Source organism: Vibrio fluvialis (assembly GCF_900460245.1).
GTDB lineage: Bacteria > Pseudomonadota > Gammaproteobacteria > Enterobacterales > Vibrionaceae > Vibrio > Vibrio fluvialis.
The window spans coordinates 1044784-1069268 of record NZ_UHIP01000001.1; the positions used below are offsets into that span (position 1 = coordinate 1044784).

Genomic DNA, 24485 nt, shown 5'->3' on the forward strand with positions numbered 1-24485 from the left:
CGCTGGAATGTGATGTTGAGGCGAGAAAATAGGAGGAGGTGGGCCAAACAACGAATTTTTAACACAATGATTTTAATAACCTTTGTAGGCGTGCAGTGATGCCAATGCTGGTTGTTGTAAATGATAATTATTGTCATTATGTGTATTTAATTGTAACAATAATGGTGACTAACAAATAATCACAACACAACAAGAGGCGTGTTGAAAACATCATGCACGAGATGACAACGTTACAGGCGGCCTATTGGGTAGGCAGGCAATCCACCACACCAAGGGCTGGCGATGCGGCCCATTTGTATATCGAATTTGAAGGGCAGGGAATCGGTGAAACGCGACTGGCCGCGGCGGTTCACACGCTCTTTGCTCGCCATGAGCTTCTGCGCGTTACGGTCAGCGAGGACGGCCAATGGTCCGTCGGTGAACTCAACGAATTTCACGCATTGCAGGTGTTGGATTGGCGTGCGCTCGACGCTGCGGATTGCGACGAAAAACTTCGGATCATGCGTGAGCGGAAAACCCATCAAAAGCTGGCATTGAATCAAGGGCAAGGCGCAGAGTTTGTTTTAACTCAGTTACCTGACGATCGCTTTCGTTTGCATGTGGATGTCGACATGATTGCCGCCGATGCGCAAAGTTTTCGTCTGATGATAGAAGCGCTGGTTGCGGCTTATCATGGTGAACTGAGTGATGCCCGCAGCGCGCCATTTGCTGAGTTTCAACGTCAAATGACGACGGCTGCGCAGCAGGCATTAGCAGCGCGCGATCGCCGTTACTGGCAGGCGCTGCAAAGCACGATTGCGCCTGCGCCCAAGTTGCCCGAGCGTGATCCCGTTAATCCAGATACGGCTGCTGTGCATACTGAGCGCTTGGCGTTTGAACTGTCGGCTCAGCAGCGCGCGCAACTCGAAGCGTTGGCCGCCCAACATCACCTCAGCCTGAGCGCTGTGTCGCTCGGTGCGTTCAATGCGCTGTTGGCGGATGCCCTTAAACAGCCAGCGTTTCGTATCAACGTGCCGCTGTTTTATCGCCCGCAAGGCTTTGACGATACGGTGGGGGATTTTGCTAATTTAACGCTATTTAGCGCTAATTGTGCGCCGAACGTACCACTTTTAACGCTGTTTGAACAAACCCAACATCAGTTGATGGCGTGCTTGGAGCATCGTCATTACAGCGGCGTTAATGTCATGCGCGATCTGTCGCGCCAGCAGGGTTCCCTGCAAACCTCGCCAGTGGTGTTCACCTCGGGCTGGGACATCGGCGGCGATCTCTATTCTCAGCGGGTGCACGACACGCTGGGCGACATGGTATGGGCCTGTTCTCAGGGCGCGCATGTGCTGCTGGACGCGCAGATTGTGCCTTACAAGCGCGGCGTTCTGATCAACTGGGATGTGCGCACGGACAGTGTGCCGCGCGAATTCTATCAGTCGCTGTTCACCCGTTATGTAGCGCTGTTGAGTGAGTTGGCTGAGCGCGCCGAACGTGTGTTGCAGCCATGCACTATTAAGGCGACAAGTATTGAGACGACAAATGCGGCCAGCAGCGCGCAACGCCCTCACCAAATACCACTGAACGGATTGCAACAGGCGTATCTGGTTGGGCGCAGTGAGCACTTACCTTTGGGTGGCGTGGCGATGCAGGATTTTCGTGTTTATCGCGGTACCGTCGACGCTGATCAGCTGCACGCACGGTTGGTGGAACTGGTGGACACACTGCCCGTGCTGCGCACTCGCATCGACGACACTACGCTCACGCAATGGGTGAGTGATGAGCGAATCCTCAACTGGCAGCATTGCGACCTGCGTGATCGGAGTCGGGCGCAGGCATTAAGCCAAGCGGAGGCACTGATCGAGCAGGTCTCGCACAGTCGGCATGATTTATCGCGCTCACCGTGGAAAATCTGGTTAGTGTCGCTACCCGAAGCTGAACCGGACACGCTGGCAACTGACGCTTTTCGCCACATTGTACTCACCAGTTTTGATGCGCTGATTTCCGATGGCCATTCCATTGCCTATCTGTTGGCTCGCTTGCTGGAAAATCACCCCAAGCACGTCGCCGCGCCCCCTGCGTGGGGTGCCATGAGCGAGGTGTCAGCGAAGCCTCTTTCTCAGCAACACACCACTCAACAAAACGTCACTCAGCAGCAAGAAGCCAACGCGCGCGAAACGGCGCAAGCTTACTGGCGCGAAAAGCTGGGCAGTGTGACCGAACCGATGGCGCTGCCGTGGCAAGCGCCGCTTCATACCCTCTACCAACCGCGTTACGCGCGAGAAAGCGTCACGCTGAGCCGCGACGAAACGCGCGCGCTGCTGAAATTGGCGGCAAGTGAACGACTGTTTCCGAACAGCGTGTTGACAACGCTGGCCATGCACACCCTCGCGAACTGGTGTCCGGGTACGCCTTTGTGCATCGGTTTGCCGGTTGCGCCGCCCCCGCAGGCCGGAGAGTTGACCAATCGCTCCAGCTTTATAGCGCTGACCTACGCGTTGGATGAAGCGGACTTCGCTACGCAAGCGCGGCGTGTGCAACGCGATGTAGCCGAAGGCATGGCGCATCTGGCGTTTTCGGGCATTGAACTTAACCGCCAATTGATGAGCCAGTTACCAGCGCGCACCTTGCCGCTGCCCGTGGTGATCACCAATGGATTGGGGTGGGAAACGCTGCGAGCCGACAATACGTTGCAGCAGCATGATGGGCTGACCCAAACGCCGCAGATCGCGCTCGATATTCGCCTTGCTTACGACGCACATAAAAATCTGGTCATCAGCGCCGATTATGTCACGCAAGCGTTGAGTCAGGCGCAGGTGGCCGCGTGGTTGACCAGTTGCAAGCGAGCGGCGCTGAGCATGATTGAACGCCAGAGTTTGCAGTGGGTGAGCCGCGAAGCGCTGGATTTAAGCCACTATCACCGCAACACCGAAGACTCGGATGACGGGACGGCGCCGTTTTTGACCACGCTGGCGGAGCGCCTGTGGGACATGCCGAGTCAGCGCACTGCGCTTTTCTGCGGTGAGCAGCGCTGGACCTATCAGCAACTGGGAGAGCAGGTCGCTAACATGATGGCCCATCTGCAGGCGCGCGGTGTTGAAGCTGGCGACGTGGTGGCGATTTGCCTGCCTCGCAGCGCAGCACATGTCATCGCAACACTGAGCTGCGCGCTGTCGGGCGTTATTTGGGTGCCGATTGATGCCGCCAGTCCGCCGGAGCGCAAAACGTATCTGCTGTCGCACTGCCAGCCAGCGCTGGTGATTGTGGCCAGCGACGATGTGGAAAATGTTGAACACCCGCATTGTGTCGCGATGCGTGAGCTGCTGCAGCCAGCGCTCAAAGCGGCGCGCTTACCAAGCCAAGAGGTGCTGCGCGCGCGCAGTCACAGTGAGGCACCCGCTTATTACCTCTATACCTCTGGCACGACGGGGCAGCCCAAGTGTGTGGTGCTTAACAACCACGCGACCGCCAATGTGCTCCATCACACGTTAGCGACGTGGCAGGTGAATGAGCGTGACGTCATGCTCTCGGTGACGCCGCAGCATCACGACATGTCGGTGTTTGATCTGCTGGGGTCGTTGTGCGCGGGCGCTGCCTTGGTCATTCCGGAACCTGAGGCCGAAAAGGATGCGCTGCACTGGAACACCTTGGTCGAGCGGCACTGCGTTACGTTGTGGTGTTCGGTGCCCGCCATTTTGGAGATGCTGCTGGCCTGCCAGTCGACTTCGCAAGGGCAATCGCTGCGCTTGATTGCGCAGGGCGGCGATTACATCAAACCGCAGACTATTCAGACGCTGCGCGAGCGTCTGCCTAACGCACGCTTGTTCTCGCTTGGCGGGCCGACGGAAACCACCATCTGGAGCATCTGGCATGAGCTTGAACCTGAGGATGGCGTTGTTATTCCTTACGGCGCGCCGCTACCGGGCACGCAATACTACGTGGTGAATGAGCAGCACCAACACTGCCCCCAAGGTGTGGTGGGGCGCATCGTCACGGCGGGCGTGAACCTGTCGCTGGGGTATCTGGTTGATGGCGAGGTGGTTCAAACCGATTTCATGACCATCGAGACGCCACACGGTGAGCGTGTACGCGCCTTTAAAACTGGTGATCTGGGCTACTATCGCGACGATGGGCGCCTCATCTTCGCTGGGCGGATTAACGGTTACGTCAAAGTGCGCGGCGTACGCATCTCGCTGCCTGATGTGGAGAAAGTGCTGATGAATGTCGCGAACGTGCAAGATTTAGCAGTGATTGATTTTAACGACCCGATCACCGGCGATGTTGGCTTGGCGCTGTTTTATGTCCCGGTTGACGGCGCTGTGAAAAATGCGGCGCAGTGGCGTGACATCGTAGGGCAGCGGCTGCCCGCATCGCACCTGCCGCAGCGTTTTGTGCCGTTGGAGCGTTTCCCGCTCTCTGCCAATGGGAAGAAAGACAAACGCGCGCTTTTGGCCATGCTCACGGCAGCGAGTGAATCGCCGCGCAATGCGGCGGCTAGCGTAGAGGCGCCATTCGGTGAGTCTCAAACCACTTCGCTGACGCCAGAAAAAACGCCGCCTTGGCAATCCATCGTTGATGTCTATCAGCAGGTGTTGGGGGAGCGCGCCGCTTCATTGACGGAACATGCCGAGTTTATTCAGGCTGGCTTGATGCCATCCCACGTGAAAGCTGTGGCGGAGAAACTCAGTCAAACCTTTGGCAAATCGGTGCAGCCGCGCCAGCTCTTGGGTTGCAAGAACGCCGGGCAGGTGTCGAAACTGCTCGAACTAAGTTGACGTGCTGTCCGGTGAGTTAACGAAATGACTTCGCCCTGTCGAAATAACAAAGCCGCTCGTTGAAGCGGCTTTTTTTTTTTTGACGATGTTTTGGCGAACGTGTTCGCGACCTTTTCACTCGGGTGCTTAGGGCTTAGGCGTGATCAATCGCGTCATACAACGCTGAAATGGGTTGGTCGAGGTAGCGCTCGTCCAATACCCGCTGCATGAAGGTCATCACGCGTTGCGCGTGCTGATCAAACTCGTCATGCGGGTGCGCGGCAGAATCGGCATCCAAGCTCAGCACTAAGCCATCGGCATTGGTCTGCCCACGGAAGGTAAGGTTAAACCCGTCGGCCGGTCCGCTGGTGATGACATGATGTTTGACCTGGCAGCCAGCAAATTGCGGCGGATCGAACGGCAGCACGTTGACAAAAGGCGAAAAGAAGTAACGGCTGTTTTCTGTCACGCCTTGATCGCGGGCGATCTGCTCCACACGATAGCGGCCGCGCGCGTAGAGTTGGCGCAGGGTTTTACCCGTCTGCGTCAGGTAATCACGCAGCGATGTGTTCTCATCCACTTGCACATACAACGGCAGAATGTTGACCAGCAGGGCAGGCATGTAAGCGCCCACGCTGCCCCAGCGGCTCATAAACGGGATCCACAACGGCATGGTGTTGCCTTGGCCCAAGTACGCGTCGGCCAAATAACGATGCATGTAGAGACCTGACAGCGTTACCAATAAATCCGGCCAGCCCATGGTGACTTGGTGCGCCAACTGGCGAATGTCGTGGCTCATTGCGGGCGTTAGTTCATGGGCAACATGCAGCGTTTCTTCGCCGTAATCATCCTCCTTGTTGAGGACGGTCAGTTGCGCTGGGTTCGACAGGTAATCGCGCCAGAACGCTTTGTCTTGCTGATAGCGCACGCTGGCTTGATAGCTCTGCTCTTCATCAAAGAAACTGACGAACGCGTTAAACGGTTTGCCCGCATCGGTGCGCTCCAAATAGTGCTGATACAGCGTGGCGCAGCGCTGTTCAAACAGCGTCATGCCAAAGCCATCCATCACGATGTGATGGGCGCGAATGTACCACAGGTAATGGTTGTCACTCAGTTTGATCAGCCATTGCGCTGACAGCGGATCGCGCAGCAAATTGAGGCGCGCATTCACATCGCCATCCATGAGCGCTTTGGCATCCGCCAGTGGCTGCGAACTGCCGCGCAGATCTTTGATCTCCACCTGCGGTCTGCGCGCTGGATCGTGGGCTTGCAACGGTGTTTTGCCGTCGTCATCGAGTCGAAAACGCAGCGCCAGTACATCGGTTTCTTGCGCGGTTTGCGCAATGGCGCGGCACAGCGCCGCTTCATTCACCGTGCCTTTGAGTTCAATGTAGTGAGCGACGGTCGAGAGAGGCTCATCCGGGTGAAGGGAAAATTCTTCCCAGAAATCGAGCTGGGGCAGAGTAAGGGGCATCCAATGAAGAGCCGAACCAGTAACTGACATGTAAAAAGCCTTGAATTATTGTTGTGATAAGAAAAAGGCGCAAGCCGTGAAGCTTGTGCCTTTTCAAGAGGAGTTTGCGTGAGCGCCTGTTCTTTCAGGATTCTAGGGAGGCGAAAGAACAGCCACTCACGCAAATAAGTTTAGCGTTAAATTTGATAATGGCAATTATTATCATTTGCATCAATGTCAAAATTTGACCCAATCACAGCCCTAAGTGATCGCGAAGTGTGCGCCCTTGGTAGTCGGAACGAAACAGTCCGGCTTGCGATAATCTTGGTATCAGTTCATCAAAGAACAGATCGACCGATTGCCATGAGCCGCCCGGAACGGCAATAAAACCATCCGCCGCGCCCGCGTTCACGCGTTCTACGATGGCGTTAAACGCATCATCAACCGTGCCAATCACAATCCAGTGGGCAGACCCAATCACTTCCGGGCGCTCGATCAGCGTGGCCACGGTGGGCGATTCGCGCTCAATCAAACGACGCAATAAGTTTGAATGGGTTTGGCTGCGTACTTGATACTCTGGGTGGGGCAGCATATCGGCCGTGATGCGCTGCTCAGGGGCGAGCTGGCTTAGGTCAAGGCCGAGCGCTTCTTTGACGTAGGCAAACTTGCGCTCGCTACCGATATTGGCGTGCGTCTCGCGGTGCAGCGCCTGCGCTTCTTCCCGCGTGTCGGCCAGATAGAGAGACAACCCCGGCAGCACTTTCACCGCATTGGCGGGGCGACCATGTGCCAACGCGCGGCGACGCAGATCGTTGCGCAGCTCAACGCCAGCATCGATATCGGGCGTGGCGGCAAAAATCGCATCGGCGATACTGGCGGCAAATTGGCGTCCGGATTCAGACGCGCCGGCTTGAAATAGCGGTATGTCGCCGCCGGGGCGCTTGGGCACATTAAGCGGCCCTTGTACGTCGAAGTAGTCACCGTGATGGGCAATGGGCTGAATCTGGTCAATGTCCGCGTACTGGCCACTTTGTTTATCGGCTTTGATGGCGCTGCTGGGGTAGCTGTCCCACAGCTTAAGCACCACGTCGGTAAACTCGCGCGCTTTCTGGTAGCGTGCTTCGGACGGCAACATGGTCTGCTGGCCAAAGTTCTGCTGGCCGTCAATCGCAGTGACGATGTTCCACCCGGCACGTCCTTGGGTCACCCAGTTGAGCGATTGCAACTGACGCGCCACCACATAAGGTGGATTGAAGGTGGTGGAGGCGGTTGAAACCAAACCGATGTGGGTGGTTTCACGTGCCAATGTGGCCAGTAGCACCATGGGGTCTAAGCTGCTAAAGCCGGGTTCGGTGGCGACAGCGTGTGTCGCGAGAAACAGGGTGTCGGGGCGAAACAGGAAATCCAGTTTGGCGCGTTCGGCGCGCTGGGCCAGCTCGACATATACATCGGTGTCATACATGCGCTCGACACCGCTGTCGTCGCGGCGCCAGCCGTTCTTGGTGAGCCAACTGATGGCCAAGGCCATGCCAATGAACAAAGGTTGGGGGGAACTCATCACGGGTCCTTCTAAATTGGGCTGTTATTGCGAATGGATCGTGCTGGGGTATGACTTTGCAATCCAGCACCACTCAGCGTGATGCTGAGGAGCAAACTTGGCGTTTTTCACGCCCACTTCTTGAACTTATGGGGAACTTGTGTGTAGCATGAGGGCTCACTCATGTGTGTCGGAACCGGATTGCGCACTCGCATGTCGGTCTCGTGTGAAAGATTCCCTTAGTCAGAGCCATCACCTCGCTCTGTGAAAATTCCCATAAATTTCAGGTATAAACGTCTTTTTACGCGATATTGAAGTCTATTAATGTAATGAGAATCACAATGATAATAAATATCATTAGAAAATTATTTTTGTTCACGCTCCTCGTCAGTGGCGCCGTACAGGCGCAAGGTTGGCCGCGCACGTTCCTCAATGCTGACGGTTCCTCCACCACGTTGAACGCGCCCGCGAAACGTATTCTTTCCACCTCCGTGTCCATCACCGGCACTCTATTGGCGGTCGATGCGCCGGTGATTGCCAGTGCCACCACGACCAGTGGCGACTACTTTGCGCAGTGGCGCGCGGTTGCTGAGCAGCGCGGGGTTGAGCGCCTTTGGCCTGCGGGCAGTGTGGATCTGGAAATGGCGTATGCGTTTGAACCGGATTTGATCATCGTGTCGCTGGGCGGTGCGGATTCTGCGCTCGGTCAGTTGAATGAGCTGCGCCAAATCGCCCCGACGGTGGTGCTTGATTACGGCGGCCAAAACTGGCAACAACTCGCAGAGAAAATCGGCGAAGTGGTGGGAATTGAGCAGCAAGTGGCCGCTAAAATTTCTCAGTTTGATGATTACATCGCGCAAACTCGCGCGGCACTGACGCTGCCGAAAGGGCAGGCGAACATCATCAGTTACAACGGCCCTGGGGTCACCAACCCCATCGCGACGCCACACGGCTCACACGGCATGCTGCTGAAATCACTCGGTTTCGATATCGAAGGCCCCAATCCCGCTTGGCAAACTGGGCCGAGCCGACTCAACGATTTTGTCCGCGCTCACTACGAACACCTGACCGAATTGACCGCGCCGACCACATTCTTATTTAACGCCACTGATGCCAAAGTGCCGCAGTTTTTAAACGATCCGGTGCTTGCCAATTTGCCATCAGTAAAAACCGGTCAGGTGTATGGTTTGGGGGCGAATTCGTTTCGCATTGATTATTTCAGCGCGCATGAAATCGTGGATGGCATTCGCGCGCGCTTTGGAGTGCGCGTTGCACCATGACCACCTGTGCCGCTGATCGGATGAACCTTCGCCGTCACGACCGAGCCAAAATATGGGGCATTGTGGGTTTGCTGTTGGCGTTGCTTGGCTGCGCCTGCTTGAGTGTGTTTATCGGCACGCGTTTTGTGGCGCCTGCGGTGACTTGGCAAGCGCTCACCGCCTTTGACCCGACCCAGAGCGAGCATCTGCTCGTGCACTATTTGCGCGTGCCCCGCACGTTGTTGGCGGTGGTCGTGGGCGGCGCGCTGGGTGTGGCGGGAGCGATGATGCAGGCACTGACGCGTAACCCATTGGCGGACCCGGGCATTCTTGGGGTGAACGCGGGTGCGACGGTGGCGATCGTCAGTGCGATTGCGCTATTTGGCATCACCGATGTGTTTGGTTACATGTGGTTTGGTTTGATTGGTGCCACCATCGCTGGTGGCGCGGTGTATCTGCTGGCGGGGCTGCGCCGTGGCATCAATCCGGTGCGCGTGGTGCTCGCTGGCTCGGCGCTGTCGGTGGTGTTACTCGCGCTCACGCACATCATCACCGTCAACAGCGATCAAGATGTGTTTAACCAGTTTCGTCACTGGGCGGTCGGGTCATTGCAAGGTCGTGGATACGATGTGTTGTGGCCGGTCACTCTGCTGGTGGCGTTCGGGCTGGCGCTGTCCATGGCGCTGCGCCAAGCGCTGAATACTGTTTCGTTGGGACAAGATTTGGGGGAAGCGCTGGGTGTCAATCCGCAGCGAGTGTGGCTGTTGGCTTCCAGTGTGATTGTGGTGCTCTCGGGCGCGGCGACTTCGGCCGCTGGGCCGCTCAGTTTTGTCGGGTTGACGGCGCCGCATCTGGCCCGCTTTCTGGTCGGCCCGGATCACCGTTGGTTGCTGCCTTATTCAATGCTGATCGCGGCGTTACTCACCGTGGTGGCGGATATGCTTGGCCGTGTGATCGGTTATCCGGATGAAATCAGTGTGGGCATTATGGTAGCGCTGATTGGTGGTCCATTCTTTGTGGTGTTGGTTCGAAAATGGAAGATCGCGCAGTTATGAATCGTTGTTCTCAACCGGTGTATCAAGTCTGGCGTCGTGGCGGCTGGTCGCTGCGTTATTCGGCGGTGTCGATGGGGTGGTTATTGCTGCTGACGGTCTTGGTGGTGGGCCTTGCCGCCTATGCAATCACGATTGGTCGCTACATCATCTCGATGCCGGACTTATGGCAAGTTCTCTTCGGGCAGGGCAGTGCGGTGCAGGAGCGGATTGTTTGGAATATTCGTCTGCCGCGCATTGTCACCGCGGTGTTTGTGGGGGCGGCGCTCGGCGTTTCGGGCGGCATTTTCCAATCGGTGTCGCGCAATGCGCTGGGTTCGCCAGATGTGATTGGTTTTACGACTGGCGCGGCGACTGGCGCGATTGCGCAGATTGTGTTGTTTGAGCAAGGGCCGGTGCAGGTGGCATTGGCGGCGATCCTCGGTGGGATTGTCACCGCGGTGATGGTGTATTTGCTGTCGCGCAAAGCTGGCGTGGTCGGCGGTTATCGCTTGATCCTGACCGGGATCGGCATTGGTGCGGTGCTCAGTGCGCTCAATGGGTTGATGTTGGTCAAAGGCAACATCGACAACGCAGTTACCGCCAATCTCTGGCTGGCGGGATCGCTGCATGCGCGTACGTGGTCGCACGCCATTCCGGTCATGGTCGGCGTCATCGTGTTGGTGCCGTTGATCATGTTGTTGGCAAGGCAGCTTTCCCTGATGGAAATGGGCGACGATCTGGCGACGCAGTTGGGTATTCGTGTTGAGCGCGTGCGCTTGGTGATGTTGTTGGCAGCGGTGATTTTGGCGGCGATTGCGACGGGGTCGGCAGGGCCGATTGCATTTATCGCCTTGGCCGCGCCGCAGTTGATCAGCCGTTTATTGCGTACCTCACAACTGCCGGTGTATGGCTCGGCGGTGATGGGCGCGCTGCTGATGGTGGTGGCGGATCTCATCACGCAACTGCAACCGCTCAATCTGACACTACCGATTGGTCGCATGACCGGTATTGTCGGTGGTTTGTACCTGATCTGGCTGCTCACGCGTTCACCAAAACTGTGATGATTTCTTGCGTGACGTTCATTCACAGAGGTTCATGCAATTAAACTATATTATTGATAATTAAATTATTTATAGAGCTATTCTTCTTGATTAGGTGATAAGTAACAAAATAATGAAAATTATTATCAAATGTAAATGAGAATCCTTTACATTTGATTTTCTCAGTTCTAAAGTAGGCTCCCTGTTTGGTTTGGAATGTAGTCAAACAGAACAATCCACGTCGCTGACTTGCAGGCTTTTTCTCCTCGCAGTGGGCTTAAACCTGATCTGCAAACACGACGTGAGTGTGTGACGTTTATGCTGACGAAAGGAGAAAAAAATGACAGCATCACACCTTGTCCGACAAAACAAACCGTCTACAACTCTCAATACAAAGGTTTGCATTTTGTCGGGCATGATCATGAGCCTGTGCCACGCCCCTTTGGCGCTGGCTGAAGACACCAACGCGACCCAGCCTTCGGCGGTTTCCACCATCACTGTGTATGGTGAGAAAGTGGCGCGTTCGATGCAGGAAACTAGTGCCAGCGTCGAAGTGTATGATGAAAGCAAAATCGACTCGATGCCCAATGCCACCGACGTGATCGACCTGCTGCAAAACACACCGAACATTGTCGATGTGGGTGTCGGCAACGATGTGCCTGCGATTCGCGGTATTGACGGTTCTGGCGCGGCGCGCGGCGCGAACGCTTTCCTCAACGGTACGCGTCCACGTTTGAACGTGTCTCTTGATGGCCGCTCGCTGACTTACAATGAACTGGCGTTTGGCCCGCAATCGCTGTGGGACTTGCAACAGGTTGAAGTGTATCGCGGTCCGCAAAGTTATATTCAGGGCCGTAACGCCATGGCAGGCGCTGTGGTGCTGCAATCGAAAGATCCAACCTATCAATGGGAAAGTTCCATTCGCGGTTCGTATGGTGAGCAGGGTTATTCACAAACGGCGGCTGTAGTGTCTGGCCCGATCATCGACAATGAACTCGCGTTCCGTCTGTCGATTGACCGCCAAACTCGTGAAAGCTTCGTGGACATGCCATCGTACGATCCGGTTGGCGACCCGCGTGACGTCGAAACCATCACTGCACGCGGTAAGTTGCTGTACGAGCCTTCTGCGCTGCCCGGTCTCTCCACCAAGCTGACGATCAACCACTTCGACAGCAAAGCGCCGCAAAACGAAGCGTTGATCCCGTCTGCTGAACATCAAAGTGCGCGTTATGATGAACGTCGCCCGGTATTCGAAACTAAAAATACCAGCGGTATCTGGGATTTGGAGTATCAAACCGCAGGCAATTTGCGCTTTGAAAACCAAATTGCCTACACCGATTTCACCATCAACCGCCGCACGGCCACCACGTTGCCTTACGCCAATATTGATGGTGCGGAATTCCATGTTGAACCAGTGGTGCACTTTGCCACCAACGATGAGCAGTGGCGCGGTTTAGCGGGCTTGCGTTACTACCACTCCTCGCAAGACGAATATGTTTACCTGTTTGGCGGCAGCACGTTTGACGACAAAACCGAGACCGGTTCAGCATTTGCGGAAGTCACTTACGCGGTCTTGCCAGCGGTTGATTTGACGCTCGCAGGACGCCTGGAAAGCGAACACCGCACCCGTAAGGGCGGCAGTTCAACGGTGGAAGTCGATTTTGACGAAACCTACAACGTGTTCCTGCCAAAAGCGGATGTGGCGTGGAAGCTGAATCGTGACCACACGGTCGGTGTTATGGTCGCCAAAGGCTACAACGCGGGCGGCGCGGGTATGACCTTTGATACCCCTTACACAGCATATACCTACGATGAAGAGTATGTGTGGAGTTACGAGATGTACACGCGCCACCGCCTGCTGGATGGCAAAGTCGAGCTGACATCGAACTTCTTCTACAACGATTACGATGATCTGCAACTGCCGTTCTACATCAGTGCGCGTACCACCAAAATCATCAACGCCGAGAAAGCCCAGACTTACGGTGCCGAATTCAGCTCACGCTGGTTGCCAATCTCGGATCTGGAACTGTCGGCAGCGGTGGGCTTGCTGAAAACCAAGATCAACAAGTTCAGCGATAGTGAATACGAAGGCAATGAACTGCCACGTGCGCCGTCTTACAGCATGAACTTTGGTGCGGATTACACCTTCTTCAACGATTTCGTGTTCAGTACGACGGTTAACTACACCGATACCTACTACTCGTACTACGACAACGATGAGATGGGTAAGATCGATGCAGATTGGATCACCAACGTGCAGCTGGCTTACAACTTCAGCATGGGCCGTGCAACGCTGTTTGCGACCAACCTGTTCAACTCTACGCAACCAACCATGATCACCGACAACGATGTGTATACCGCTGTGACCCAGCAACCACGTCTGGTGGGTGTTTCTCTACAACTGGACTTCTGATGTCCCCCGGTGCCCGGTAGCGGGCACCGCTATTTTCACCCTCTGGCGAGTGAAACCGTAGTTGGCAACCGCGCACCAGAGAACCTTTGCGAACACCCACGGAGCTCAACAATGGTCGATGCAAAACAACTGGTGATCAACGAAGTGACCCAAGCGCTCGCGCTGCCTTCTCATGCCTTCAATTTTGACACCAACCTCTACGAAATGGGCCTGCATTCACTGCTGATCCTGCGCCTGAGCGAACGTTTCAGCGCCGAGTACGGCAGCTATATCGGCTATCTTCCTCTGGCATCTCGACCGACATTAAATGAGTGGATTGCGCTGGTTCAGCGCGCCCTTAAATCCCCAACCGATGACCACTCTCAGTCACAAGGAACGAATCATGAGTGAATACCATTCTTTTGCGCCTCAGCGCTCGGCAGACAGCGCCGCACAGCCGCACCAGCTCAGTGAATTTGAGCAGCAGGTGTGGCTGCACCATGAGCAGTGTGGCGACAGTTCGCATCAATGGCTGAGTGCGTTTCGTTTGAGTGGCGACGTGCATCTTTCTCTGTTGCTTGAAGCGCTGGAGTCGATGTTGCAATCACTGCCAGACCTGAATGTGCGCTACCAGCTCAATGATGAGTTTGACCTGATCAAGTTGTTCTCTACGTCGCCCGGTCAGCGAGTGGAGTTGGTGCAGGTCGCTGACCGAACCGAAGCGGTGCAGCATTTGCTTAACTGGCAAAACGAACGCATCGATTTAGCCTTCGAACCGCCGATGCAATTTCGCTTACTGCTTGGCGATGAACTGATTCTGGCAGCTCGCCACCACCGTATTCTCGCGCACAACATCAACTGGCAGACGCTGCTTAACTCACTGAGCAGTTTTTATCAGGGCGAACTCAATGCCGAGGCTTGGACGCAGTCACATCAAACTGAGTTGCCGTTGGCGCATCCGCTCTATTCGCGCGAGCAACCTTTAAATTCGGCCTACTTATGGCTCGCAGCCAGAGAGAGTTCAGCGCGCAGCAGCATCGAATGGTTGGGTAGCGAACGAATCAAAACCACCCAGCGTCGCGCAGAAAAAGTGCGTGTATCGCTGCCGGTGCATGCGTTAACGCAACTGACCGAACATAAAGGGGCGCAGGCAAGTCTTGATCACGGCGTGATGCTGTGCGCGGCCGTCACCGAGTTCGCCCGCTTCATCGCTCGCCTGAGTGGTAAAACGCAGCAAACGGTGTTTGCGCCCAAACAGGTGGTTCAGCGCCATCATGAACTCAACGGCAGCGTAGTGCAAAGTGGCTTATTGCGTCTCACGCTCGATACCGCCAATCAACCTCGGAAGACATTGTTCGATAACGTCGAAAACCAATGGCGAGTCGGTGAATCGAACGCTTGCGGTCTCGCTAACCCCGATGACTTGGCGATCTTGGTTACCTGGAGCGTCGATCCGGCCGTGCATCTGCGCTTGGGAAAAGTACAGACGGAAACCGTACGTCTGGCGCCGCTGCATTGTGATTTTGACCTGGTACTGGCACTGGGAATCAGCTGCGACAACAAGCTGCTGCTGGAATTGACCACCGGCGAGCGTCTCTCGCCTTATATCGCCGGTTGGCTGCTGGAGCAGTTTACCGCTTCGCTCGGCCATGACATCAATATTGCCGTAACGACGACACCAACGGAATCGGTGGTGAATGAGCTCACTCCGCAGCGCGGCGAACGTGAACGCATTGCGGCGTTGATCGCCGAAGCATTTGGCGCTGCACTCAACAGAGCCAACTTCTCGATTCATGATGATTTCTTTGATTTCGGTGGCCACTCGCTGATCGCCACGCGCGTGATTGGTCAACTTAAAACCGAGCATCAGGTCGAAGTGCACATTAACGATCTGTTCAGCCAGCCGACGGCGTGGGGATTGGCAGAACACGCGATTTCGCACAGCCACTCGCTTCCTGTTCAAGCGCAAAATGAGGTGCAACCGATGCGCCATCACGTGCCGCTGTCGTTTGCGCAGGCATCGTTGTGGAAAGCGTACGCGGCCTTTGGTTACAACGAACTGTTTAACATTCCGTTTGCGCTGCGCTTTTTAGACCCGGTGGATGAAACGCTGTTTGGTCTGGCGTTTGAAGATGTGATGCGCCGTCATTCGGTGCTGCGGACTCGCTTTGTGACCGAGGGCGATACCGTTGAGCAACATGTGGTGCCGGAAGCTGATCTCAGCCAGTATCGCTGGTTCTGGCGCTCAGAAGACACCGGCAACGTCGAGCGACAAACCGCGCTGAATCAGGAAGCATCCCATGTCTTTGATTTGAGCCGTGAGCTGCCCGTCAGGCTGCGCTTTGTGCGCGATCCAAACTCGGGGCTGCAATATCTGTCGTTCCTGTTCCATCATGTGGTGCTGGATGAGTGGTCGGTGAACGTGCTGATGGATGATTTGCGTGAGGCGTATCAGGCTCGCGCATCAGGATCCACGCCGCAGTGGCGCGCGCAGCCGCTGCCGTTTAGTGAATACGCCGCCCGCCAACATGAGCAGGGTTTTGATGAGTCGCATTTAGCCTACTGGCTGAAGCAGTTTGACGGTGTGCCGCTGAATGCGCCGCTGCTGCCAGAGTTGCAAAATCAGCCGGATGCCGAGCCGTCCGATGCCGGCGGCTGGGTGGAATTTAAACTCGATACCAACGTGGCATTGGGACTCAATCAGCTCGCACGCCAGCAGGGCGCGTCGCTGTTTAACGTGGTGTATGCGGCGATTTCGCTGGCGCTGAAAAAACTGGGCGCGCCAAGTCAACTGATTGTCGGCACGCCGGCCTCCGGGCGTCTGGATGCGGAATTCTTCGATACCGTGGGTTATTTCACCACGCTGGCGATGCATGTGGTGCATTTTGATCGCGCCGAGTCGGTGGCAGAGCTCATCGCACAGGTGAAAAACACCATCAACGAATCGTTGGATTATTCCGATGTACCGATTGATTGGGTTGAAGATGCGTTGCTTGGCGAGCGAACCGACAAACATCATCTGTTTGAGGTGATGATTCAACTGCATGCCAAAAACAAACTGCACGGCGAGCTGGTGAGCGCGCAGCAGGCGGTGCGTTTTGAGCAGGTCGACCCGGAAAAAAGTGAGTCGGCGCTTGGGCTGCAATTTGAAGTGATGGAAGAGCGCGTGGGCGGTGAAGACCGAGTGCGCGTATTGATGAGTTATCGCAGCGATCAATATGGCGACGCGCAGGTGAACACCCTGACCGAGGCCACGCAACGTATGTTGGCACGTTTTGCTGAGCCAAATGCCGAACACACCGCTTTGAGCGAACTCATCAAGGAACACAACTGAATGGAGTACAAAGAAACCGACATGAATAGCGACATTGAAGCGCGCCTGACGGGCCGCAACTTGCGTTTAGGTTATGAAGGGTACACTGTGTTTGATGGCATTGATGTGCGCATTCCCGATGGCAAATTTACCGTCATTGTCGGTCCTAATGGTTGCGGAAAATCGACCTTACTGCGCACGCTGTGCCGCTTGCTCAAGCCCAAAGCAGGGCAGGTCTGCCTCGATGGGCAGGACATTCATGGGCTGCCGACCAAAGCGCTGGCGCGCCAGTTAGGACTGTTGCCGCAAAGCGCCACGGCGCCCGATGGCATTCGAGTGGTCGATTTGGTGGCGCGCGGGCGTTATCCGCATCAGGAACTGTTTCGCCAATGGAGTCTGGGCGATGAACGCGCGGTGCGCGCGGCCATGCAGGTGACGGGCATTGACGCGCTGGCCGAACGCCAAGTGGATGAACTTTCGGGCGGTCAACGTCAGCGGGTGTGGATTGCGATGGTGCTCGCGCAGCAAACACCGCTGCTGCTACTCGATGAGCCGACGACGTATCTCGACATCGCTCATCAGATTGAGCTGCTGGAACTGTTTCGCGATCTCAACCGCAACAGCGGCCACACGCTGATCGCGGTGCTGCACGATCTCAATCAGGCGTGTCGTTATGCCGACCACATGATTGCGATGGCACATGGCAAAATCATCGCGGAAGGCAATCCGAGCGAACTGATCAGCGCTGACTTGGTGCGTGACGTGTTTGGCCTGGAAAGCGTGATCATTGAAGATCCGGTCAGCCACACGCCGTTGGTGATTCCACGCGGTCGCAAACGGCATGAATGAGTCTTTTCTCAGCGCGCCGATGCAATGTGAGTTGGGCGGGTATACGTTGCATTTGCGTCAGTTTGAGGTGGCGCGTTATGTCGCGCCCCCGTCGGCATCGCATGAGCGCATGCCGTATGGGTTAACGCTGCCGGAGGATTTACAGCGCGCGGTGGCAAAACGCCAAGCGGAATTTCTCGCGGGCCGCGTGGCTGCGTGTGATGCGCTGCAAGCGGCGGGCGTGACGCCGCAGATGCTGGCGGTGGGCGAGCATCGCGCGCCGCGGTGGCCGCAAGGTGTGGTGGGCTCGATTTCACACAACGAAAACCTCGCGCTGGCGGTAGCGCAGCGGGTCGACAGTGACGTTGACGCGTTGCTGCTTGGCGTGGATGTGGAAAGCCGGATTGATGACTGTTCACTGCCCGCCATTCAAAGCACGATTGCGACTGCGCAGGAAGCGGCCATTTTGGAACGGGTATCTCTCAATGCCGCGCAGTGCGTCACCACGTTGTTTTCGGCCAAAGAGAGCTTATTCAAAGCGCTGTATTCTCGCGTGGGGCAATACCTTGATTTTCACGATTCGTGTTTGCTGACATGGGATGAAGCGAATGGGCGATTGACGTTGCAATTGGTGCAGCGCGCTGCGGAACTGGCTGGCGGCGCATGGGTGTTTGAGGTGCATTATCTCTGGGATGAACAGCGCGTCATCACGCTGGCGCAATGCCGCGCGTCATCCTGAGTGAAAACAAAGAAGCGAGCAGGGCGCTCGCTTCGATTTATTCTTAACTCACTCACTTTACCGCGCGGGTTGACTCGCGTCTCACCAATTCACCGCAGTAGGTTTGATGCTGCGGGGCCTGTTGCTGTTTGTTGGCGAGAGCAATCGTCAGTGCAACCGAGTCCTGAGTCAGTTTGGTGATAGGCAGAGAGACAGTTGACAGGCTCGGAATGGCATAAGCGGCGGCTGGTTCATTATCAATCCCAATCACCGACACATCGTGTGGCACCGACAGGCCCGCATCGTGCAGCGCCCGAATCGCACCAATCGCCATGTCATCGTTACAAGCAAAAATGGCGCTAAACGAGCAGCCATGCGCCAGCAATTCTTGCGCTGCCTGATAACCGCGCTCCAGCGTATTGTTGCCTTCTGCTACCCATTCGTTTTGACATTCAATGTGATGTCGAGTGAGCATATCCTGATAGATGCCAAAACGTAATCGGCCCGTTTCACTTTGCAGTGGCGAGGTGATACATGCGATGCGTTGATGGCCCAAATCCAACAGATGCTGCATGGCAATGGTCGCCAACTGGCACTGATCAAGGCCAAAACTGGGAACAGAATCGATAGAGAGTTGGCGGTTGATCACCACTAAAGGGACGGCAATGGAGTGTTGCAGCTGGTCGAGGTCATCCTGTGACAGATGACGGCTGTAGAGCATGATGGCGTCGCAGCGTTGGTTGGTCAGCGTCGCGACGGCTTCTCGTTCACCGTCTGCGGTATCTTTGCTGTTGACCACCAACAGCTTTTTGCCCGCCTGCTGCGCGCCTTGTTCGGCGTGATGCAGCACGCTACCGAAATAGCTGCTTTGAAATTGTGGCAGGATGAGACCAATGGAGTGAGAAGTATTGGTGGCCAGCGCTTGTGCCAGCGCATTGGGCTGATAGCCCAGATCGCTCATCGCCTTCATCACGACCTGACGGGTGGCTTCTTTCACCTGTCCGCTGCCGTTCAAAACACGTGACACTGTCGCTTTCGATACACCTGCGGCTTTACATACATCATTGATTGTGGCCATCGCTGCTCCTTAATTAAACCATCCGGCGAGAGCAAAATTCCCTGGCCGGATGGCGAGTTTAGCGAACTTCACCAGCAGATTGAAACAGTTATCTGCTGGCCAGCCGGGTTACAGGCTTTCGCCGTTAGTCGCGATCACGTTCTGATACCAGAAAAAACTCTTCTTCTTCGAACGCGCCATGTCACCGCTGCCATCATCATGGCGGTTCACATAAATGAACCCGTAACGTTTTTTGTATTCGCCAGTGGTGAACGAAACGCAGTCGATACAGCCCCAAGGGGTGTAACCCATCACCTCGACACCATCGTAACTGATCGCTTGTTTCACCGCCTGAATGTGCGCGCTCAGGTAGTTGATGCGGTAGTCATCGTTGATGGTGCCATCGGACTCCACCTGATCGACGGCGCCAAGGCCATTTTCGACGATGAAGATCGGTTTTTGGTAACGCTCGTACAGCTCAGACAACGCAAATCGCAGGCCATCCGGGTCAATCTGCCAACCCCAGTCTGACGCCGGTAGGTACGGGTTCAAACGGCTGCCTTCAAACAGTGAGGTGGTTTCTCCTTCCTCATCTTTTTGCGCGGAAACGATGTTAGTCATGTAGTAACTGATGGCCAGATAATCAGCGCAGCCGTCACGCAGAATCTGATCATCGCCGTCTTGCATCTCCACCTGAATGCCTTTGCGTTGCCACTCTTTCAGCAGGTAGCTTGGGTAGTAACCGCGCACTTGAACGTCGCTGAACAGGTATTTCTCGCGCATCAACTCTTGCGCCAACAGCATGTCTTCCGGGCGGCAGGTCGCCGGGTAGAGCGGCATCATGTGGATCATGCTGCCGATCTTAAAGTCCGGGTTGATCTCATGGCCCAGTTTGACCACTTTGGCGCTGGCCAGAAATTGGTGATGTAGCACTTGGTACATCACTTGTTCCGGATGTTCATGGTCGGTGTAGATCATGCCCGAGTTACAATATCCCCAAATCGGCAGTTTCCAGTTACGCTGATTGTTGATCTCATTGAAGGTGATCCAGTATTTCACTTTGTGCTGGTAACGCTGCATTACGGTTTGGCTGAATTTGACGAAGAAATCCATCACCTGACGGTTTTGCCAACTGCCGTATTGCTTGACCAAATGGTTCGGCATTTCAAAGTGCGACAAGGTGATCACCGGCTCGATGCCGTATTTCAGCAGTTCATCGAACAGGTCATCGTAGAATTGCAGGCCCGCTTCATTAGGGGTGTCTTCATCGCCGTTCGGGAAGATACGTGTCCAGGCAATCGAGGTACGAAAGCACTTAAAGCCCATTTCTGCAAACAGCGCCACATCGCCTTTGTAGTGACCGTAGAAATCCACCGCTTCATGGTTAGGATAAAACTGGTCTGCTTCCACGGTGTCGGTGATCACGCGTGGTACTTCGTGTGCGCCTTTGGTCAGCACGTCAACGACGCTGACGCCTTTCCCGCCTTTGTTCCAGCCGCCTTCAACCTGATGCGCTGCGACAGCGCCGCCCCACAGAAAATCGTTTGGAAAACCTTGTTGTGACATTTCGTTACCCCTTTGTGCCGTGTTCTATTGGTGTTGATGAGGTTGTCGCGCCAGCGAATCCACCGACCCCAACCATGAACAAATCTGAATCAATCATAGTCAATTTAAGCGCATTCTAGATCAGTAAATTTCAAAATGGAACCGGTTTCTGTAACCGGTTTCAAAATGAAACAGACATTGGAGGTTTGTGAGAGATGAAGGTGGTTTGAACGTGATGGCAATGGAGCGGAAGCAATAAAAAACGCCGCGTCATACACGCGGCGTTTCGGTATCAGATGGCTTGCGGTTTATAGGGTTTGAACTTACTTATGGTAAATCGAACACTAGGGCTTTCACTGGCAAGTCACTGTCGTTGCGCAGTACAAGCTGGGTTTCGTCAGCGATTTTTGCGCCATCGCCCGGATTCAGCTCGACTTGGTTGATGCTCAATGCGCTGTCAATTTGGTGCACATAGACGCGGCGACCTTGAGGCACGTCGTACGTCAGCGCGCTATGGGGCTCCAAAATCAGTTGTAATAAGCGCGCATCCTGTTTGATGTGCAGTGTGCCATCTTCACCGGTTGGAGTGGCGATGGTGGTCAGGCCCGGCTGTTGACCAAAGTCTTTTTGCTGATAACCCGGTTCACCGCCAAAGCGGTTCGGCTGAATCCAGATTTGCAGAAAGCTCAGTGATTCGGTGTCGGAAGCGTTGAACTCGCTGTGGTAAATACCGCGACCAGCGGACATTAACTGGAACTCGCCCGCGGGCAAAGTTTTGACGTTACCAGCGCTGTCTTTGTGCGCGATAGTGCCGCTGAGCACATAGCTGATGATTTCCATGTCGCGGTGACCGTGGGTTTCAAAGCCAGCACTGGGTGTGACTTTGTCGTCGTTGATCACGCGCAGTTCTGAAAATCCCATGTGCTTCGCATCGTAGTAGCTACCAAATGAAAAGGTATGTTTGCTATCCAACCAGCCAAAGTTTGCGCGGCCGCGTTGCTCTGCTTTTCTTACTTCAATCATGCTCTGCTCCTTCGACTTGGCGGACCAAATCGTTCTTGGTATTGGGGGAGGGAATCGCTCACTCCCTCATGCTTGATACGAAGTCTAGCCCTTTCGGACAGGCGTCAACAGCCGCGCAGCTTGTTGTGGTCATTCAATAATTTCGAACAAGCGAAGCCGGGCGATTTTGTTCGATCAGCAAACGCAGATCGCGAGCGGCCTGTTGTGGGTCAGGCGCATGACTGATGGCCGACACCAACGCGATGCCGTGCACGCCAGTTTGAGCGACAGCCCCGATATTGCTGGTATTCAAGCCGCCAATCGCCACCATGGGCAAACGGCTGCGTGCCATCGCCCAGTTCAGACCATCCAGCCCCCAATGCTTGACGGTATTGGTTTTGGTTGGCGTGGCGAAAATCGCACTGAGCCCGAGATAATCGACCGGAAGCGACTGCGCTTGTTCAAATTGTTGCTCGTTTTCGACTGACAGGCCAATCAGCTTATCTGGGCCGAGCAGCTGGCGCGCCAGCGTGGCGGGCATGTCGCTCTGACCCAGATGTACGCCGTCGGCATCCACGGCCAAGGCCACGTCAACGCGGTCATTGATGATCAGGGGGACGCCGCTGCCGCTCAGCACCGCTTTCACCGCCGCCGCGCGTTCGATAAAAGTCCGCACGTCGCCCTGTTTTTCGCGTACTTGAACCAGCGAAACGCCGCCTGCGATCGCTTGTTTGACCACATGGCACAGGGTGCTCAGATCTTGCTGGTCATCGGTGACCAAATAGAGTGTGTAGGGAGTCATGCCATCGCCTCGCTGACGTCTTCAAAACGCAGTAGTTGCAGCAGCGTTGCTTCATCGAGTTGATGCAACGCATCGAGCAGTTCCATTTGCAGACTACCCGGGCCTTTGGCGCGGCGTGCAGCCAGTTCACCAGCCACCCCCATGATTGCGGCGGCCGTTAAGCCCGTCAGATCGCCTGCAGCGGCACAGGCACCCGTAAGCGCGCTCAGGCTGCACCCCATGCCAGTCACCAGCGGCATCAACTTGTCGCCATTGCTGAGCTGGCACACGTGCGAATCGGTGACGATGAAATCCTGCGGACCGGAAATCACCACATTGGCTTGATAGCGATTCACCAAGGCTTTGGCGGCAGCAATGGCGCTGTGGCTGGAATCGCGCGCGTCGACGCCTTGGCCTTGTGCCGCTTCGCCGGCCATGGCCATCACTTCCGATGCGTTGGCGCGAATGATGAGCGTATCGGCTTTGGCCGCCAGATTGCGCGATGCATCGGTGCGCAGGCGACTTGCGCCGCAGCCCACCGGATCCAGCACCACGGGTTTGTGGTTGCGGTTGGCCGCTTCAATCGCGTATTCCATGCGTGCCAGCCAGATTTCATCCAACGTGCCAATGTTGATCACCAGCGCGCCGGCAAACTGCATCAGTTCGTCCATTTCCTGACGGGAATGCGCCATGATGGGTGAGGCGCCCGCAGCCAGCAACGCGTTGGCGCTGTTATTCATCACGACATAGTTGGTGATATTCACCACCAGCGGTTTGGTGGCACGCAGAGTGCGGAAGGTATCGGCGATCAATAGTGTATTCATGCGATCTCCTGGGCGGAAGTAGGTTGAGCATTCAAAGCAAAGAAATGGTGAACCGGGCCATGGCCGCGGCCAATATCCAGTTCATCGGCATGGGCGATGGCTTGCGAAATGTAGGTTTTCGCCAATTGAATCGCGTCAGTCAGTGCAACGCCTTGGGCCAGATATGAAGCAATCGCCGAAGAGAGCGTGCAGCCGGTGCCGTGCGTATTGCGTGTGGCAACTCGCTCGGCGCGAAAAGTGTGGTGATCGCCAGCGCGGATGAGCCAGTCATCGCTGTGGGTGGCCGACGCCAAATGACCGCCTTTGAGCAGCACCGCTTGGCAAGGCAGCGCACGCAGCGCAGCGAACTGTGCGGCCAGATCCGATTCAGTTTCGGCCAGCGGCAGGCCGGTCAGCGCGGCGGCTTCCGGCAAGTTGGGGGTGATCACGGTCGCCAGCGGCAGCAGCTCGGTTTTGAGGCTGCTGATCGCCTCGGTTTCCAGCAGCAAATCACCGCTGGTGGAAACCATGACCGGATCGAGCACCACAAACTGAGGCTGATACTGGCGCAGTTTACCCGCGACCGCTTGGATGATGGCGCTGTCAGCCAACATGCCGATTTTGACGGCGACGACGTTGAGGTCGCTGAACACGGCGTCCAGTTGACTTTCAACGTGAGCAATCGGAATGGGCAGAATGGCAGACACGCCAAGCGTATTTTGCGACGTAATGGCGGTGATCGCGCTGCACGCAAAGCTGCCGGTGGCAGAAATGGCTTTGATATCAGCTTGAATGCCCGCACCGCCGCCGCTGTCTGAGCCGGCAATAGTGAGAACGATAGGGGTGTTACATTGAATGTCTGATTGAGGCATTTGGGCTCCTAATCTCCGACAATCAGGAACCGGTTTAGCACAGTGGAAGTCAACCGCTGGTGGCTAAACGGCTGCCGGGCTGGCAGCCATACGCTTGGTGATAGTGCCACTT

Annotated in this window: 17 protein-coding genes; 9 read left to right on the forward strand and 8 right to left on the reverse strand. The window is 55.7% G+C overall.

The genetic code is table 11. From position 1 onward, the window contains the following. The first annotated feature begins 212 nt into the window (after positions 1-212). On the forward strand, positions 213-4760 hold the full coding sequence (locus tag DYA43_RS05080) for an amino acid adenylation domain-containing protein (protein WP_061056362.1): 4548 nt from the start codon (positions 213-215) through the stop codon (positions 4758-4760). A gap of 133 nt (positions 4761-4893) precedes the next feature. On the opposite strand, the gene DYA43_RS05085 is transcribed toward DYA43_RS05080, so the two are convergent. Together DYA43_RS05085 and DYA43_RS05090 are read right to left on the reverse strand one after the other, a co-directional pair. Continuing rightward, on the reverse strand, positions 4894-6243 hold the full coding sequence (locus DYA43_RS05085; protein ID WP_061056363.1) for a condensation domain-containing protein: 1350 nt from the start codon (positions 6241-6243) through the stop codon (positions 4894-4896). Positions 6244-6445: 202 nt separating this feature from the next. Further along, positions 6446-7750: an NtaA/DmoA family FMN-dependent monooxygenase gene (locus DYA43_RS05090; protein WP_061056364.1), complete on the reverse strand. Its 1305-nt coding sequence runs from the start codon at positions 7748-7750 to the stop codon at positions 6446-6448. A gap of 320 nt (positions 7751-8070) precedes the next feature. On the opposite strand from DYA43_RS05090, the gene fepB reads away from it, so the two are divergent. The 8 genes from fepB to DYA43_RS05130 all read left to right on the forward strand — a co-directional run bounded on the left by fepB (position 8071) and on the right by DYA43_RS05130 (position 18334). Continuing rightward, entirely contained in the window at positions 8071-9009 is a 939-nt protein-coding gene (fepB, locus tag DYA43_RS05095) for a Fe2+-enterobactin ABC transporter substrate-binding protein (protein WP_061056365.1), read from the forward strand. Continuing rightward, positions 9006-10043 (forward strand): FecCD family ABC transporter permease, encoded by a 1038-nt coding sequence (locus tag DYA43_RS05100; protein WP_061056366.1) that lies wholly within the window; start codon positions 9006-9008, stop codon positions 10041-10043. Before fepB ends, DYA43_RS05100 begins: the two co-directional genes overlap by 4 nt. Next, complete coding sequence (locus DYA43_RS05105; RefSeq protein ID WP_061056367.1) at positions 10040-11083, forward strand: FecCD family ABC transporter permease; 1044 nt, start codon at positions 10040-10042, stop codon at positions 11081-11083. The genes DYA43_RS05100 and DYA43_RS05105 overlap by 4 nt, the downstream gene beginning before the upstream one ends. Positions 11084-11402: 319 nt before the next feature. Next, entirely contained in the window at positions 11403-13475 is a 2073-nt protein-coding gene (locus tag DYA43_RS05110; RefSeq protein ID WP_225869429.1) for a TonB-dependent receptor, read from the forward strand. Positions 13476-13586: 111 nt separating this feature from the next. Continuing rightward, positions 13587-13865 carry a phosphopantetheine-binding protein gene (locus DYA43_RS05115; RefSeq protein WP_061056368.1) on the forward strand — a complete coding sequence of 93 codons (279 nt, stop codon included), beginning with the start codon at positions 13587-13589 and terminating at the stop codon, positions 13863-13865. Next, positions 13858-16788 carry a condensation domain-containing protein gene (locus DYA43_RS05120; protein ID WP_061056369.1) on the forward strand — a complete coding sequence of 977 codons (2931 nt, stop codon included), beginning with the start codon at positions 13858-13860 and terminating at the stop codon, positions 16786-16788. The genes DYA43_RS05115 and DYA43_RS05120 overlap by 8 nt, the downstream gene beginning before the upstream one ends. Further along, positions 16789-17616 carry an ABC transporter ATP-binding protein gene (locus DYA43_RS05125; RefSeq protein ID WP_225869430.1) on the forward strand — a complete coding sequence of 276 codons (828 nt, stop codon included), beginning with the start codon at positions 16789-16791 and terminating at the stop codon, positions 17614-17616. It abuts the gene before it with no gap. Beyond that, positions 17609-18334: a 4'-phosphopantetheinyl transferase family protein gene (locus DYA43_RS05130; RefSeq protein WP_061056370.1), complete on the forward strand. Its 726-nt coding sequence runs from the start codon at positions 17609-17611 to the stop codon at positions 18332-18334. Before DYA43_RS05125 ends, DYA43_RS05130 begins: the two co-directional genes overlap by 8 nt. A gap of 52 nt (positions 18335-18386) precedes the next feature. Here the strand turns inward: DYA43_RS05130 and DYA43_RS05135 are convergent, their stop codons facing one another. The 6 genes from DYA43_RS05135 to thiD all read right to left on the reverse strand — a co-directional run bounded on the left by DYA43_RS05135 (position 18387) and on the right by thiD (position 24373). Continuing rightward, on the reverse strand, positions 18387-19391 hold the full coding sequence (locus tag DYA43_RS05135) for a LacI family DNA-binding transcriptional regulator (protein ID WP_061056371.1): 1005 nt from the start codon (positions 19389-19391) through the stop codon (positions 18387-18389). A gap of 108 nt (positions 19392-19499) precedes the next feature. Beyond that, positions 19500-20936: a 6-phospho-beta-glucosidase gene (locus tag DYA43_RS05140; RefSeq protein ID WP_061056372.1), complete on the reverse strand. Its 1437-nt coding sequence runs from the start codon at positions 20934-20936 to the stop codon at positions 19500-19502. A gap of 306 nt (positions 20937-21242) precedes the next feature. Then, positions 21243-21938, reverse strand: coding sequence for a pirin family protein (locus tag DYA43_RS05145; RefSeq protein WP_055452855.1), 696 nt, complete (start codon positions 21936-21938; stop codon positions 21243-21245). Between the two features lie 133 nt (positions 21939-22071). Further along, positions 22072-22719: a thiamine phosphate synthase gene (gene thiE, locus DYA43_RS05150; RefSeq protein WP_061056373.1), complete on the reverse strand. Its 648-nt coding sequence runs from the start codon at positions 22717-22719 to the stop codon at positions 22072-22074. Then, entirely contained in the window at positions 22716-23522 is an 807-nt protein-coding gene (gene thiM / locus DYA43_RS05155) for a hydroxyethylthiazole kinase (protein WP_061056374.1), read from the reverse strand. The genes thiE and thiM overlap by 4 nt, the downstream gene beginning before the upstream one ends. Next, positions 23519-24373, reverse strand: coding sequence for a bifunctional hydroxymethylpyrimidine kinase/phosphomethylpyrimidine kinase (gene thiD / locus DYA43_RS05160; RefSeq protein WP_061056375.1), 855 nt, complete (start codon positions 24371-24373; stop codon positions 23519-23521). The genes thiM and thiD overlap by 4 nt, the downstream gene beginning before the upstream one ends. Positions 24374-24485: the final 112 nt, after the last annotated feature.